General features: G+C 28.8%; 16 protein-coding genes. 14 read left to right on the forward strand and 2 right to left on the reverse strand.

Translation table 11 applies throughout. The features are described 5' to 3' along the window. The coding region (locus tag HUJ77_RS07850; protein ID WP_291708027.1) for a hypothetical protein at positions 1 to 635 on the reverse strand (635 nt) is incomplete at its 3' end. A 234-nt stretch (positions 636 to 869) separates the two neighbouring features. On the opposite strand from HUJ77_RS07850, the gene HUJ77_RS07855 reads away from it, so the two are divergent. Next, a complete protein-coding gene (locus tag HUJ77_RS07855) occupies positions 870 to 1,937 on the forward strand; it encodes a mannose-1-phosphate guanylyltransferase (protein WP_291708028.1) in 1,068 nt (355 codons plus the stop codon). Between the two features lie 299 nt (positions 1,938 to 2,236). Further along, entirely contained in the window at positions 2,237 to 3,661 is a 1,425-nt protein-coding gene (locus tag HUJ77_RS07860; protein ID WP_291708029.1) for a glycoside hydrolase family 1 protein, read from the forward strand. A 155-nt stretch (positions 3,662 to 3,816) separates the two neighbouring features. Here the strand turns inward: HUJ77_RS07860 and HUJ77_RS07865 are convergent, their stop codons facing one another. Beyond that, positions 3,817 to 5,040: a cation:proton antiporter gene (locus HUJ77_RS07865; protein WP_291708030.1), complete on the reverse strand. Its 1,224-nt coding sequence runs from the start codon at positions 5,038 to 5,040 to the stop codon at positions 3,817 to 3,819. A gap of 337 nt (positions 5,041 to 5,377) precedes the next feature. Here HUJ77_RS07865 and HUJ77_RS07870 point away from each other — a divergent pair, with 337 nt between their 5' ends. The 12 genes from HUJ77_RS07870 (at position 5,378) to HUJ77_RS07925 (ending at position 16,848) form a co-directional block, all read left to right on the forward strand. After that, positions 5,378 to 5,992, forward strand: coding sequence for a PH domain-containing protein (locus tag HUJ77_RS07870; protein WP_291708031.1), 615 nt, complete (start codon positions 5,378 to 5,380; stop codon positions 5,990 to 5,992). 89 nt (positions 5,993 to 6,081) lie between these two features. Then, positions 6,082 to 6,474 (forward strand): hypothetical protein, encoded by a 393-nt coding sequence (locus HUJ77_RS07875; RefSeq protein ID WP_291708032.1) that lies wholly within the window; start codon positions 6,082 to 6,084, stop codon positions 6,472 to 6,474. A gap of 166 nt (positions 6,475 to 6,640) precedes the next feature. Next, entirely contained in the window at positions 6,641 to 7,714 is a 1,074-nt protein-coding gene (gene ytvI / locus HUJ77_RS07880) for a sporulation integral membrane protein YtvI (RefSeq protein ID WP_291708033.1), read from the forward strand. A 19-nt stretch (positions 7,715 to 7,733) separates the two neighbouring features. Next, on the forward strand, positions 7,734 to 8,162 hold the full coding sequence (locus HUJ77_RS07885; RefSeq protein WP_291708034.1) for an NUDIX domain-containing protein: 429 nt from the start codon (positions 7,734 to 7,736) through the stop codon (positions 8,160 to 8,162). 48 nt (positions 8,163 to 8,210) lie between these two features. Continuing rightward, entirely contained in the window at positions 8,211 to 8,804 is a 594-nt protein-coding gene (locus HUJ77_RS07890) for a zinc dependent phospholipase C family protein (RefSeq protein ID WP_366033053.1), read from the forward strand. Positions 8,805 to 8,964: 160 nt separating this feature from the next. Beyond that, a complete protein-coding gene (locus tag HUJ77_RS07895; RefSeq protein ID WP_291708035.1) occupies positions 8,965 to 9,324 on the forward strand; it encodes a metalloregulator ArsR/SmtB family transcription factor in 360 nt (119 codons plus the stop codon). A 16-nt stretch (positions 9,325 to 9,340) separates the two neighbouring features. Next, entirely contained in the window at positions 9,341 to 11,596 is a 2,256-nt protein-coding gene (locus HUJ77_RS07900; protein ID WP_291708036.1) for a heavy metal translocating P-type ATPase, read from the forward strand. Positions 11,597 to 12,165: 569 nt separating this feature from the next. Beyond that, positions 12,166 to 12,807, forward strand: coding sequence for a redox-sensing transcriptional repressor Rex (locus HUJ77_RS07905; RefSeq protein WP_291708037.1), 642 nt, complete (start codon positions 12,166 to 12,168; stop codon positions 12,805 to 12,807). Positions 12,808 to 13,018: 211 nt separating this feature from the next. Then, positions 13,019 to 13,801, forward strand: a complete 783-nt coding sequence (locus HUJ77_RS07910) for a short-chain-enoyl-CoA hydratase (RefSeq protein WP_291708038.1) — start codon at positions 13,019 to 13,021, stop codon at positions 13,799 to 13,801. Between the two features lie 86 nt (positions 13,802 to 13,887). Further along, positions 13,888 to 15,027, forward strand: coding sequence for an acyl-CoA dehydrogenase (locus HUJ77_RS07915; RefSeq protein ID WP_291708039.1), 1,140 nt, complete (start codon positions 13,888 to 13,890; stop codon positions 15,025 to 15,027). A 15-nt stretch (positions 15,028 to 15,042) separates the two neighbouring features. Beyond that, entirely contained in the window at positions 15,043 to 15,822 is a 780-nt protein-coding gene (locus HUJ77_RS07920) for an electron transfer flavoprotein subunit beta/FixA family protein (protein ID WP_291708040.1), read from the forward strand. Between the two features lie 21 nt (positions 15,823 to 15,843). Next, a complete protein-coding gene (locus HUJ77_RS07925; RefSeq protein WP_291708041.1) occupies positions 15,844 to 16,848 on the forward strand; it encodes an electron transfer flavoprotein subunit alpha/FixB family protein in 1,005 nt (334 codons plus the stop codon). Positions 16,849 to 16,863 lie beyond the last annotated feature (15 nt).

Here is a 16,863-nt window from a genome sequence, read left to right on the forward strand (position 1 = left end):
TTATTATTTATAGTAATAAATGATAAATTTGTTTCATCGAAGTTTACATTCTTTATAGTTAAATCTTTAGGATTAGATAAATCAAAATCTAAAACTTGATTTTCAATTGTTGGATTCTTAACCTCTTCAGAGTTTTCAGGTTCATCAGGTTGTGGGTTAGACTCTTCAGGGGTTCCAGGGATATCAGGTGTTATATCATTACTATCAGTTACATAAATATAAACAAATCCAACATATAATGATCCATCTGAAAATTCTAATGAAGTAATATTATATCCAGTAGAAAGATTTAAATCTAATATAATATCAGCAGGAATTTCTATAGAATTTGAATTACAAATAATATTATTAGTAATATTATTTTGACTAATAGAAAACTTTTTTAAATCATGGTTATTAAAATTAATATTTTCTATAATTAAATTATTAGGATTAGCTTTATTAAAATATAAGGTTTGAACTTCTACAGTTGGAAAATTATCTTTTTCTTCATTTTCACTAATATCTGTAGTAGCTAATTTAGATGCTCCAATCTCTGAAGAATATTCTACATTATTAAATGTGGCAGCATGTACACTTATAGTAGAAGTTAAAGAAAAAGTTAAAATTAGGGCTAATAATTTTTTTCTGTTCATAAAATCTCTCCTTTTTTAATTTCTTATAAGCATATGATATTATAAGAAATTAAAAGATAAATTTCAATACAAAATATATAGGAATATTATTCTATAACTAACTAATTTTAATACGATATATATAGGGGTATTATTCTGTAACTAAAAAATAAAGGGGAATTAGAGTTGTGAAAATCACAAAAAGTGCTATAAGGCATAATATATATCATAGTATTTACGTGGAGTTGAAAATTATTGATATACGGGCTAATATTAGCAGGAGGAAAAGGTACAAGACTTTATCCTTTATCAAGATCAGCAAGGCCTAAACAATTTTTAAAGGTTATTAATGAGAAAAGCTTTCTACAAAATACAGTAGATAGGGTATCACCATTAATAAACAAAGAAAATATTTATATTGTTACTAATAAGGATTATGAGGATAAGGTAAAGGGAGAATTAGATAATATTAATTCAAACAATATTTTCACTGAACCAATGAACAAGGAAACTGCAACATGTATAGGCTTATCAGCTGTAAAGCTATTAAAAAAGGACAATGATGCTATTATGGTTGTTTTACCTTCGGACCACCATATAGAAAACGAAAAATTGTATATTGAGACATTATCACAAGCTGTTGAAATGGCTAATAAGAAAAGAGGGATAGTAACCTTAGGTATTACCCCTTCAAGAGCAGAGACAGGCTATGGGTATATTGAAATGGGACAAAGAACTATAGCAGAAATACCCACCTTTAGAGTAGAAAGATTTACAGAAAAGCCTAATCTAGAAGTGGCAAAGGACTTCTTACTAAAGGGTAGCTATTTATGGAATTCCGGAATGTTTATATTTAGAGCCGATGTAATACTAAGAGAAATAGAAAGATACCTTCCTAAATTATATAAATCATTAATGGAAATATATAAGAATATAGGAGAAGAAAATGAAGATGAAGTTATTAGAGAGCAATACTCTTTAATAGATGGTATATCTATAGACTTTGGTGTTATGCAAAAAACAAGAAAAGCTTATGTTATTAAAAGTGATTTTATATGGGATGACATTGGAAGCTTTTCAGCTTTAAGTAGATATTTAGAAGAAGACAAAAATAATAAAGTAAGCGATAATGTATACCTTCAAGATAGTGAAAATTGCGCAGTTTTTGGAGAGAAAAATCTAATTATTGGATTTGGACTAAAGGATTTAATAGTTGTAGATGCAGGAGACGTTATTCTAATTATGGATAAAAATAAAGAGCAGGAAATAAAGCATCTATTAAATGATATAGGTAATGAGCGAAGGTATGGAGAATTCATGTAAATAAAATCATTATAGTAAATAATGGTTTGTAAAAATTAAGGCTGTAATTTAAGTGTTACTTAAGTTATAGCCTTAATTTAATTTATAGATATTTTAAGATAGAAAATAGTTTAACAACCTAATTGAAATAATATTTCATTTGGGTTATAATTTTGTGAAAGATAATTACTTAATTTAGAAATAGAAATTAACAATAATTAAAGTGAAAAGTACATAATGAGAATTTAGAAAGGAGAAAGTATAAAGAAATTAGAAGTATTAATTTAAATAATTCTAATTAGATTATGCTAAAGAAGAGTATGAAGAAAATGTTATGGGGTGGAGCAACAGCAGCCAGTCAATATGAGGGTGGTTTTAATGAAGGTGGTAAAGGATTAGATACACAAGATTGTCGTCCATACTTACCACGTACTTCACAAGCTACTACAAAAACAAGATTACTAAGTTTTGATACTGTTGAAGAAGCTAAAAACTGTAAGGACATAGGCAACTATGCTTTTCGTAGAGGTGTAGAGGGAATAAAACATATTGATGAAGATTTAGAATTAATAAAGGGACTTGGATTAGATGTATATCGTTTCTCTATATCCTGGGCAAGAATTTTCCCTTTAGGTGATGAAGATACTCCTAATGAAGAAGGTTTATTATTTTATGACCATATAATTCAAGAGTTAAAAAAAGCAAATATTAAAATATTTATTACAATGAATCACTATGCAGTTCCTCTACACCTTGTAGAGAAATATGGTGGATGGCGTAATAGAAAAATGGTTGATTTTTATTTTAAATTTGCCAAGGTTGTTATTAATCGTTGGAAAGATGATGTTGATTTTTGGCTTCCTTTCAATGAGATAAATGCAGGTTATTTTTCTCCTTATAATGGGGTTGGACTTATTAAAGAAGAAAATGAAAAATATGATCAATCCCTTGTTTTCCAATCATTACATCATCAATTTATAGCAAGTGCAAAAACAATAGAGTATGGAAAAGATATTTGCAAGGGTAAGTTTGGATGTATGGTTTCATGCTTCTGTTATTATCCATTAACACCTAGACCAGAAGATAATTTTAAACTTGTACATGATGAAAATGTAAATCAATGGTTTTGTTCAGATGTATTAACAAGAGGATATTATCCATCATATATGAATCGTTTCTTTGAAGAAGGAAATATTGAAGTGAAGATGGAAGAAGGGGATGATGAACTTCTTAGAAATAATGTTGCTGACTTTGTTTCATTCTCATACTATTCATCTAGTATTGTTACCATTGAAGATGCTGAACAAACAGCAGGAAATCTTGTTGCAACAGTTAAAAATCCTTATTTAAAAGCAACAGAATGGGGCTGGCAAATTGATCCTATAGGATTAAGAACTACTCTTAATAAGGTTTATGATCGTTATCAAAAGCCAGTTATTATTTCAGAAAATGGATTAGGAACTCAAGACATATTAAATGAGGACTTAACTATCCACGATGATTATAGAATTCAGTACCTAAAAGAACATTTCACTCAAATAGAAGAAGCCATAAAAGATGGTGTAGATGTTAGAGCATATTTTATGTGGGGAATTATTGATATTGTTTCTGCAGGAAGTGTAGAAATGAAAAAACGTTATGGAGTTGTTTATGTTGATGGTGATAATGAAGGTAATGGAACATATAAACGTTATAAGAAGGATAGTTATAAATGGTATAAGAAATTTATAGAAGAGCATAAGTAATATTTATGTAATTCTAATTAATAATATTTGAAATTAAAGGCTGTGATTTAAATAAAATACTTAAATCACAGCCTTTATTTAATTTATATTATTATTAAAGTATAAGCACCAGGATACCATTCATTGCCAGTAATAAAATTTAGTTACTATTTTAATTAAGATGGTTCATTTTCTATGTAGCCTTGATTTAATAAGTTTGGTGATGTAAGCTTTATTCCAATTGCCCCAATTGGTGCAGTTACCAATACACTTAAAATTGCTATTGCCTGCATTATTTCTCCTCCAGCTACGCTCATTTGAAGAGGAATTCCAGCTTTTGCAGACTGAACAGTAGCCTTAGGCAAATAAGCTATTATACAAAAGATTCTTTCCTTTAAGGTTAGATTTGTACCTATTAAAGAAACTGAAACACCAATAGAACGGATAGTTAATGATATTATAAGCATTACTATACCTATCCATAAATATTCCCCAACTAATGAAGGGTCTATAGCCATTCCTACAAAAGAGAAAAGATATAATTTGCCATATTTCCAAACTATATTTATTCCATCTTGGATTTTTTTAGCCAAGTCATTTAAAAATGTTCTCAAAAAGAAACCATAAATCATTATGGTTAATAATGAATTAAAGGCTGATAAATGGAGTCTGTTTTCTACATATCTAATTGCTATACAAATACTTAAGGAAAAAATAACTCTAAGAATATTATTATTTATTTTCGATAATATCCCTTTAGTTATGTATGCTAATATAAACCCAACTACTATACTTATAATTATAGCTATTGGTATGGAAATAAGTTCTGATAAAATAGATAAGGACTCACCATTAATACTTGATAAATATACTCCTAAAAAGGTTGTAAATAAAGTTATAGCTACTGTATCATCAGCAGAGGCTCCAACTAAAAGCATTTGAGGAATTGATTTATCTTGACCTATTTTTCTATTAATTAAATCTACCATAGAAGGAACTAAAACAGCTGGACTTACAGCAGCTATTATAAAACCTAATATAGCTCCTTGAACAAAGGAGAATTTTAAGAAAAGCATAGATAAAAATGCAATGGCTAATCCTTCAAAGGTTGCAGGAATAATACTTAGTAAAAATGCGGGCCTACCTATTTCCTTCATTTGATTTAAACTAATACCAAGCCCACCTATAAATAAAACTGTCACTAATGCTATATCTTTAATATGTGTAGAAATATTTAATGTTTCATAAGGTACAATGTTAAGAAAAGCAGGTCCTATAAACATTCCCAATAGAATCATTCCTATAAGAGATGGGAGTTTTATTAATTCAACTAATTTACCAGCATAATTTGCTAATAATCCTATCACTATCAAACTGAAAATAATTATTAAAATCTTCATTTGTTAAGCCTCCTATATTACTGTAAATAATTATAATAAAAAAAGTTTATAATTTATACAATAAAACTCAATTGATAATTAATTATTTTTATGTGAACTTATATATAAGCACAAGATATTGGAACCCCTAGTTGAAGTTTTTATTAAAGTTTATATGTAGATAAAGTGTGTTATTAGAGGTGCTAATAGCACTTTTTCTCTTTGAATTTCAGTTTAATGTAAACATATTTTGCTAAATTTATGATAAAATAGATGTAAGAGCTAAAAAAATATTGATTTAATATATAAAAAATAGTTTAATAAAAAATTATTAAACATAATGTTGAGGAGGGTATTTATGTTAAAAAAAATAGCTTCAGATGCGTTAGGATTAAGCGACATTGGGAAAATTATTGATAAAAAGGATTTTAATAAGGTAGAAGCTGACGACTATATATTTCATGAAGATGGAGAACAAATATTTTTCCTTATAAAATCAAGATCTGATGAATACTGCTTTACTAATTTAGCGTTAATTCATGTGGATGGAACATCTGCTGTAAGTAAAAAGAGACTTGTAACTAGATACGATTATTACAAGAATATAATTAGAAATGTAGCTATAGAAACAGCTGGAACTATAGATTTAGACTGTGAAATTAAATTTACAATTGGAGATAATGCTTTCTCTATAGATGTAGATAGAAATCAAATAGAGCAATTAAAGGATCTATATAAGTCTTTAATTAGAATATCTCATATAGTGCATGAAAATAATATTATGCTTGATAAATCAGAAGAATCATTAAAGATAGCAGCTACTGCATGTGCATCAAGTAAGGTTGTAGAAGGCAATATAGGAGAAATATTTAAAAATATAAATGAGTACGCTTTTAATTGGACAAAGCTAACTAGAGAAACATATATTAGAAAAGATTTTACGGATGTATTTAAAAACTATATAAATAATTAATATAATTAACATAACCAACATAACTGGGGCTGTCTCGACAGCTCCTTAATATATATTACATAAGGTGTAAAAAGGGGAGGGAAGTGCCTTTGGGTAAGGGAATTAGTCTTGAATGTAAAAAGTGTGGATATAGTGCTACTATTTTTGAAGGAATAGGTAGCAGAACTAAAGAATTTGAAGAATTCATTAAGACCTTTAAGGATAGGGATAAGGAATTTATAAATTATATAATAAACAAAGGTACTACAGAAGAAACAACTTATCATAATGCATATGGAAAATGTAATAGGTGCGGAGATTTATCTACAATAAATTATGTGAAAATTAAATATGACAATGGTAAAATTTTTACATTAGACAATAAATGCTATGTTTGTGAAGGTAAATATGAGCCTATATCCTTAGAAGAGTTGAAAAGTAGTAGCTGTCCTATTTGCAATAATAAGAAATTTAATAGTTTTATGGATTTAGAGTGGGATTAAAAATTTAATAAATATATGTAAAGCAAAGATATTTATTATATATCTTTGTTTTTTTTTGATAAAAATTAATTAATTCTGAATATTAAATTAAATTTTTTCCTATAAATATTAATATAATGTTTTTTAGTGTATAATCAAAGAAAAGAATGTAGGAGTTTAAAAGGCTATGAATGTTGAGAAAAAGAGAGAGTTTATAATAAATGTAATTTACTTTTTAATAATCGCAGCAATAATTTATATAACTATTAAATATGCCCTTGGCTGGTTCTTACCATTTGTATTAGGCTTTGGTATAGCTTTTATGTTAAAACCTCTTATTAATGTAGTAACTAAAAAGTTGAAAATTAATAGGAAGTTAGTTGCAGGGCTTACTGTGTTGATATTTTATGCAACAGTAGGGGCACTATTTACATTAATTATAGTTAAGATATTTATTGCACTAAAGGAAGTATTTATACAGCTTCCAAATGTATATAGAAATAGCATTGAGCCAGTTATATTTAATATTTCTAATAACGTTGATATTTGGATAATTAAATTAGATCCTTCATTATATCAAACTATTAGGGAGATGATATCATCAATAGCAGAATCCTTAGGAACAATTATATCTAGCATATCAGCAGGAGTTGTTACTTTTTTATCTGCTGCAGTTTCAATGGTACCAAGCTTTTTTATTATGCTAATCTTTACAATTATATCATCCTTCTTCTTTGCAATGGATTATGTGAAGGTTACAGGATTTATAACAAAGCAATTCTCACCTAAGATGAGAAGTATTTTCTTTGAAGTTAAAGATTACATCGTTGGCACATTATTTAAGTTTGTAAAGGCATATTCTATTATTATGGGGATAACCTTTTTAGAATTAGCCATTGGACTTTCAATATTACGGGTAGAAAATTCAATAACTATTGCCTTGTTAATTGCCTGTGTGGATATATTACCTGTTCTTGGTACAGGAGGAATAGTAATACCTTGGATACTTATAGAGATATTTAAGGGAAATATACCATTTGCAATAGGATTATCTATAGTTTACATTGTTATTACAGTTATTAGAAATATACTTGAGCCTAAGATAGTTGGTAAGCAAGTAGGCTTACATCCAATAATTATGTTGATTTGTATCTTTATTGGAGCAAGACTTTTTGGATTCATAGGAATATTTGTTTTACCAATAATAGTTATAATATTGAAGAACTTAAATGATAGTGGAAAAATCAAAATAATAAAGTAAGAAACTCAGGAGATAAAAATTGGAAGTAGAATTTTATGATAAAAATAAAGTGAATAATGAAAAGTTACTGTATGCTATAGTTGTATCTAAATATAAGGACAAATGGATATTTGTTAAGCATAAAGAAAGAGATACATGGGAGATACCAGCTGGGCATAGAGAACCAAATGAGGATATAGATTATACAGCAGAAAGAGAATTGTACGAAGAAACAGGAGCAAAGGATTTTAAAATCACATATGTTAATGATTATTCAATAACATTAGGAGAAGAAAAAAGTTATGCAGCATTATTTTATGCAGAGATATATACTTTAGGTAAGCTACCAGATTTTGAAATAGGAGAAATTAGAGAATTTGATGATATACCAAGTAATTTAACTTATCCTACTATCCAGCCCTATTTGTTTAATAAGGTAAAAGATGAAATAAATAAATTTGTTTTTTAAAGAAAAAAATTATATTATTAATTATGAAAGAAATGAGGTGAGGAATTTATGATGATGAATACTCACAAGTCTTTAGCTGTTTCTTTTATTAAGAATGTTGAATTAGATAAAAAGTTTTTAATTAATGATAAGCATTTTGTATGGGGAAATCTAAAGCCAGATTCAGTATCAAAATATAAGTTTAAAAAGCATTATTTTGATGAAAGTATCAACATGATAGTAAACAAAATATTGTTTCTATCTTCAATGACATTAGATGATATATTTATAAGATATTCAGTAGGCAAATTTAATCAAGAACTAGGTGTTATATGCCATTTCTTATGTGATTATTTTTGTGTACCTCATTATCAAAGATGGGAATTTAAAAGTCCTGGTGCTGTTAAGGATCATGTTTTATATGAAAATGATCTAAATAAGTATAATAAATCATATAATCTTAAGAAGGACATAAATACTTCTTTAAATGGAGAAGATATAAGAAGATATATAGATGATCTTCAAAAAGAGTATAGTGGAATAGTTTCTTATGAGAAGGATTTACAATATGCAAGTCATATTTGTAACACAACAATTAATTTAATTTTAGATGAAGTTGTTGTAAATCAAAAGCTTAAAGAACATATTGCACTAGTAATATAGTAAGTTTTAAGGAGTTATAATATAACTCCTTTTTTATTTTCTAGAAATTTATAAAAATTTTCCGAAATTGTTGACTATAATACTAAGATAAGCATATAATAATATTAAAAGAAACATATGAACAATTATTCATATGTTTCTATGAATGGAGGAATAGATAATGGGAGAAAATAAAGTTGAAAGTTGTAATTGCAATATAATTCATAAGGATATTGTTGAAAGAGTTAGAGAAAGTTTGCCAAGTGATGAAACTCTATATGATTTAGCAGACTTATTTAAAGCCTTTAGCGATTCAACTAGAATAAAAATATTACATGCTTTATTTAAAGAAGAAATGTGTGTATGTGATTTAGCAGCTTTATTAGATATGACTCAATCAGCTATTTCTCATCAACTTAGAGTATTAAAAGGTAATAGATTAGTTAAGTTTAGAAGAGATGGAAAAGTTATATATTATTCCTTAGCGGATGACCATATAAAACACATCTTTAATGAAGGGTTTAAGCATATTTTAGAATAGGAAAGTGGTGATAACTATGAGTAAAAATGAAACAAAATTAATTTTATCAGGATTAACTTGTGCCAATTGTGCAAATAAAATAGAAACTAGAGTAAATAATTTAGAGGGAGTTAAAGAAGCTAATTTAAATTTTACAACATCTACTTTAATTATAGAAGGTAATGGAAATGAAGATTTAAATGATATTGTTGTAAAGGCTAAAGAAATAATTAAAAAATTAGAGCCAGAAGTTAAAGTACTCCATAAAGATAATGAAAATCAAGTAATAGAAAATGTAAATAAATGTACAAGTAAAACATGTGCAGTAGAAGATCATAGTTCACATGAAAAACATGGACATACTTCCAGAGGTGAAGATTCCCATAGTCATGAGCATTCTCATGAAGATTCACATGATCACTCACATGGACATTCACATGACCACTCACATAGTGAGCCTATAACTTTAAAAGAAAACTTAAGATTAATAATTGGAGCTGTAATTTTTATAATAGCAGTACTTTTAGATAGAGAATCAATGATAACATTAGGGCTATTTGTAGTAAGTTATTTATTAATAGGTGGAAATGTAATTTTAACAGCAGTTAAAAATATATTAAGAGGGGAAGTCTTTGATGAGAATTTCTTAATGACTATTGCAACCTTAGGTGCATTCTTTATTGGTGAATATCCAGAAGGTGTAGCAGTTATGTTATTTTATGAAATAGGAGAGTTATTCCAATCTTATGCAGTTAATAGATCAAGAAAATCAATAACATCTCTTATGAACATTAGAGCAGATTATGCCAATGTTATAAGAAATGGAAAAGAAGAAAAGGTAAATCCAGAAACAGTAAATATAGATGAAATAATTTTTGTAAAGCCTGGTGAAAGAGTTCCTTTAGATGGGATAATTGTAAATGGAAGCAGTTTTGTAGATACATCAGCTCTTACAGGGGAATCAGTACCAAGAGAAGTATCTAAAGGTGATGACATTTTAGCAGGATTTATTAATACCAATGGTGTTTTAAATATTAAAGTAACTAAGAGTTTTAAAGAATCTACAGTATCAAGAATATTAGAATTAGTTGAAAATGCTTCTAATAAAAAGGCACCAACAGAAAAGTTTATAACTAGATTCTCAAGATATTATACTCCTGTAGTTGTTTTCTCTGCTATAGCATTAGCAGTAATACCACCTTTTGTATTAAATAATGGAAGTTTTAATGACTGGTTATCTAGAGCATTAATTTTCTTAGTAGTATCTTGTCCTTGTGCTTTAGTAGTATCTATTCCTCTTGGATTATTTGCAGGAATAGGTGGAGCATCAAGAAAGGGTATATTAGTTAAAGGTGGAAACTATTTAGAAGCATTAAAGGATGTTAATACAATAGTATTTGATAAAACTGGAACTTTAACAAAGGGTGTTTTTAAAGTAACAGAAGTAAATACTGTTAATATAGATAAAGAGGAGCTTATAAGAGTAGCTGCAATTTCAGAAAGTTTATCTAACCATCCAATTGCACAATCTATAATTAAAGAATATGGAAAAGAAGTAAATTCAAATGAGTTAGTTAATTATGAAGAAATCTCTGGACATGGAGTAAAAACTCTATTAGAAGGAAAAGAAATATTAATTGGTAACTATAAGCTAATGGAAAAGTTCCATATTAAATATGAAAGTGTTGATACAATTGGAACTATAGTTCATATAGCTATTAACAAAGAATATAAAGGTAATATAGTTATTTCTGATGAAATTAAAGAAGGCTCTAAAGATGCAATAAAAGCATTGAAGGAAATAGGAGTTTCACAAACTGTAATGTTAACTGGTGATAATGCAACAGTTGCTAAAAAGGTATCAGAAATAGTTGGTGTAGATAAAGTGTATGCAGAATTATTACCTGGTGATAAGGTAGAAAAAGTAGAAGAAATAATCAATGGTAATAAGTCTCAAGGAAAAGTAATATTCGTAGGTGATGGAATAAATGATGCTCCAGTATTAGCAAGAGCAGATATAGGTGTTGCTATGGGAGGCATAGGTTCAGATGCAGCTATTGAAGCCGCAGATGTAGTTCTTATGAATGATAATCCAGAAGCCTTAGTTTCAGCAATAAAAGTTGCTAGAAAAACTAACAAAATCTTATGGCAAAATATAATATTTGCATTAGGAATAAAAGTATTAGTATTAATTTTAGGAGCTTTTGGAATAGCTACTATGTGGGAAGCAGTATTTGCAGATGTTGGAGTTACAGTTCTTGCAGTATTAAATTCCACAAGATGTCTAAAGTAACTAGTAGATAAATATTATCATTCTTCCACTTGGCATTGTCTCCAAGTTACCAGAATATAATATTTACCTTCAATATACTAAGGGAATTTATAAAAGTTTATTAACAGGATAATGCTTTTATAAATTCCTTAAAACAAAGTGAATATATATAATATAATGGTAGCATAACTTGTAGTTTTCTGGATAATAAGCAATGATTTTAAGTAGGATACTTTTTTTGTTGACAAATTTCAGCAAATTACATATAATTATTTGAGTTGAGAACATTCAGGCATAAGGGAAGCATACGAGATTACTTTTGCTTACAAAAGTTTAATTTTGTAAAATTGAGACTTATGTATAACGCATCTGCTACGTTATACATAAGTCTAATTTTTTGTATATTTTTAATATAATTAAAAATATTTTGCTTTCAGAGATAAAAGTAAGATATTAGGTTAATAATATAGTTGATATTCTTTGTTAAATACATAACTTAAATTGTTTTAAAATATAAATAAAAGTGTTAAAATAAATAATATATATGAAAAAACGTGTTTTAAATAAAAAATAAAAATAGGAGAAATAATATGGAGAAGAAAAAAAATATTTCAATGGCAGTAATTAAAAGATTGCCAAAATATCATAGATATTTACAAGAATTATTAAGGAATGATGTAGATAGAATATCTTCAAAAGAATTAGGTGAAAAAATTGGTTTTACTGCATCACAAATTAGACAAGATTTAAATTGCTTTGGAGACTTTGGTCAACAAGGATATGGTTATAATGTTAAGGATCTTTACAATCAAATTAGTACTATATTAGGATTAAACAAAGAATATAATGCTATAATCGTTGGAGCAGGTAATATAGGTCAGGCAATTGCAAACTATAGTAGATTTGCACAAAGTGGTTTAAAAATTGTAGGAATATTTGATGCAAATCCGAAGCTAATAGGAATTAGAATAAGAGATATAGAAATTCAAGATATTGATATTCTAAAAAACTACCTATCAGAGAATTCTATAGATATCGGTATTATATGTGTACCTAGAATAAATGCACAAAAGGTAAGTGATATATTAGTAGAAAATGGAGTTACAGGAATATGGAATTTTGCACCTGTTGATTTATCAGTTCCAGATGAGGTAACAGTAGAAAATGTACATTTGTCTGAGAGTTTATTAACACTCATTTACTTACTAAATGATAAAGAAGAATCTAAATAGTAAAGCGCAATGTAAGTGATTACATTATTAATTTACCTTATTTTACAATTACTATTGAAAAAGGAATTTTATACGGTTATAATAATAGTTGAAGCATACGCTTCAATTATTTTTTGACTATATTGTTAATCTTATAACAATATTTCCATATCAAATATATATTATAAGCATTAAAAAATATTGTATATATAGTTTAGAAGGAGGACTTTCAATGGAATTGAAAAATTTAATTCTTGAAAAAGAAGGACACTTAGCAATTGTGATTATTAATAGACCTAAAGCTTTAAATGCACTAAATTCTGACACATTAAAAGATTTAGATGCAGTTTTAGAAGATTTAGAACAAGACAGTAATATATATTCTGTTATATTAACTGGTGCTGGTGAAAAGGCTTTCGTAGCTGGCGCAGATATTTCAGAAATGAAGGACCTTTCAGAAGAGGAAGGAAAGAATTTTGGCCTTTTAGGAAATAAAGTTTTCAGAAGATTAGAAAAATTAGACAAGCCTGTTATTGCAGCTATATCAGGATTTGCCCTTGGTGGTGGATGTGAATTAGCTATGGCTTGTGATATTAGAATTGCTTCAGAAAAGGCAAGATTTGCTCAACCAGAAGCAGGACTTGGAATAACACCAGGATTTGGTGGAACACAAAGATTACCTAGATTAGTTGGAGAAGGAAAAGCAAAAGAACTTATTTACACATGTGCAATGGTAAAGGCTGATGAAGCTTTAAGAATAGGTTTAGTAAATAAAGTAGTACCTTTAGAAAACTTAATGGAAGAAGCAAAGGCTATGGCAAATGCAATTATGGCTAATGCTCCTATAGCTGTTAAGTTATGCAAAGATGCAATAAATAGAGGTATGCAAGTAGATATAGATACTGCAATTGAAATTGAAGCAGAAGACTTTGGAAAATGTTTCGCAACTGAAGATCAAAAAGAAGGAATGACAGCTTTCATTGATAAGAGAGCTAAAAATTTTTCTAATAAATAGTCAGAATAAAGAAAAATAAAAAAAAATTAAAAATTTAGATACAATTTAATTAAGCAAAAGGGTACAATATCAAGGAGGTATAATTAATGAATTTTCAATTGACTAAGGAACAAGAACTAGTAAAAAAAATGGTTAGAGAATTCGCTTTGAAGGAAGTTAAACCAATAGCTGCTGAAATTGACGAAACAGAAAGATTCCCTATGGAAAATGTTGAAAAGATGGCTAAAATCGGAATGATGGGAATTCCATTTTCAAAAGAATATGGTGGAGCAGGTGGGGACACTCTTTCATATATATTAGCTGTAGAAGAATTATCAAAGGTATGTGCAACCACAGGTGTTATACTTTCAGCACATACATCTTTATGTGCGTCTTTAATAGATCAGTTTGGTACTAAAGATCAAAAGGACAGATATTTAAAAGATTTAGCAACTGGTAAAAAAATAGGTGCTTTTGGGTTAACTGAACCAGGTGCTGGAACAGACGCAGCTGGTCAACAAACTGTAGCTGTATTAGATGGTGACAATTATATATTAAATGGATCTAAGATATTTATTACAAATGGTGGAGTTGCCGAAACATTTATTATATTCGCCATGACTGATAAGAGCAAGGGTACAAAAGGAATATCTGCATTTATAGTTGAAAAGAGTTTCGAAGGATTCTCAATTGGAAAGAAAGAAGACAAGCTTGGTATTAGAGGTTCTTCAACTACAGAATTAGTAATGAGTAATTGTGTAGTTCCTAAAGAAAATTTAATTGGACAAGAAGGCAGAGGATTTGGTATAGCAATGAAGACCTTAGATGGAGGAAGAATTGGTATAGCAGCTCAAGCATTAGGAATAGCAGAAGGAGCTTTTGAAGAAGCTGTTAATTATATGAAGGAAAGAAAACAATTTAATAGACCATTAGCTGCATTCCAAGGATTACAATGGATGATAGCAGAAATGGATACTAAAATTGAAGCTGCTAGACATTTAGTATATAAAGCAGCATGGCTAAAGGAAAATAAACTTCCATATTCAGTAGATGCAGCAAGAGCTAAGCTTTATGCAGCAGAAGTAGCTATGGATGTTACTACTAAGGCTGTACAAATCTTTGGTGGATATGGTTACACTAAAGAATATCCTGTTGAAAGAATGATGAGAGATGCTAAGATTACTGAAATCTATGAAGGAACTTCAGAAGTTCAAAAGATGGTAATTTCAGGAAATGCTTTAAGATAAGGGGAGGATTTATAAATGAATATAGTAGTTTGTTTAAAACAAGTTCCAGATACAACAGCTGTTAAAATTGATCCAAAAACAGGAACACTTATAAGAGATGGAGTTCCATCAATTATAAATCCAGAAGATAAGCATGCACTAGAAGCTGCATTAACAATAAAAGATGAATTTGGAGGAAAGATTACTGTAATAAGTATGGGACCTCCACAAGCAAAGGAAGCTTTAAGAGAAGCATTATGTATGGGTGCTGATGAAGCAATACTTATAACTGATAGAGCTTTTGCTGGTGCTGACACTTTAGCAACATCAAAAACAATAGCAGGTGCTTTAAAGAAATTAGAATATGATATAGTATTTGCAGGTAGACAAGCTATTGATGGAGATACTGCTCAAGTTGGACCAGAAATTGCAGAACATTTAAATATACCTCAAATAACATATGTTCAAGATGTAAAAATAGAAGAAGATGGGTTATTAGTTAATAGAGCTTTAGAAGATGGATATGAATTAATTAAAGTTCAAGCTCCAGTTCTTTTAACAGCAATTAAAGAATTAAATGAACCAAGATATATGAATGTTGGATATATATTTGATACAGCAAATAAAGAAATTCAAGTATGGTCAGCAGATGATATTGAAGTAAATAAAGAAGAGTTAGGACTTAAAGGTTCACCTACTAAGGTTAAGAAAACAATGACTAAGGAAACTAAGGGAGCTGGAGAGTTAATAAAAGAAACTCCTCAAGAAGCTGTAAAATATGTATTAGGAAAATTAAAAGAAAAACACTACATCTAAGATATATGGGAGGTAAAAAAGATGAATATTGCAGATTACAAAGGCGTTTGGGTATTTGCTGAGCAAAGAGAAGGAGAACTTCAAAAGGTTTCTCTTGAATTACTTGGCGAAGGTAGAAAGATTGCAGATAAATTAGGCGTAAAGTTAACAGCTTTATTATTAGGTGATAATATAAAATCATTAGCAGACACATTAGGTAGACATGGTGCAGATGAAGTAATAGTTGCAGAAAGCAAATTATTAGAACACTATACTACTGATGGATATACTAAAGTTATTTGTGATTTAGCAAATGACAAAAAGCCAGGAATAATGTTCATTGGTGCAACATTTATAGGAAGAGATTTAGGTCCTAGAGTGGCAGCAAGATTATCCACAGGTTTAACAGCAGACTGTACAGTTTTAGATGTTGATGTGGAAAAGGAAGATTTACTTGCTACAAGACCAGCTTTTGGTGGAAACTTAATGGCAACAATTGCTTGTCCAGATCACAGACCACAAATGGCAACAGTAAGACCTGGAGTTTTCTCAAAGCTTCCTAATGAAGATAGAAACTTCACCGTGGAAGAAGTAGAAGTGAAATTAGAAGAATCAGATATAAGAACTAAGATAGTAGAAATAGTAAAAGAAGCTAAAGAAATTGTAGACATAAGTGAAGCTAATTTTATTGTTTCAGGTGGTAGAGGTGTTGGATCTAAAGAAAACTTTGCTATTTTAGAAGAATTAGCAGAAGCTTTAGGTGGAACATTAGCAGGATCAAGAGCAGCTGTTGAAAATGGCTGGATAGAAAGAGATTATCAAGTTGGACAAACAGGTAAAACTGTAAGGCCTAATATATATATAGCTTGTGGTATTTCTGGAGCTATTCAACACGTAGCAGGTATGCAAGAATCAGATATGATAATAGCAATTAATAAAGATGCTACAGCTCCGATAATGCAAACAGCAGACTACGCAATAGTTGGTGATTTATTTAAAGTTGTACCTGAAATGACAGCTCAAATAAAAGCACTAAAAGATAATTAGTAATGTATAATGCAT

The organism is Clostridium sp. (genome assembly GCF_021443865.1).
In the GTDB taxonomy this organism is placed as follows: Bacteria; Bacillota; Clostridia; order Clostridiales; family Clostridiaceae; genus Clostridium.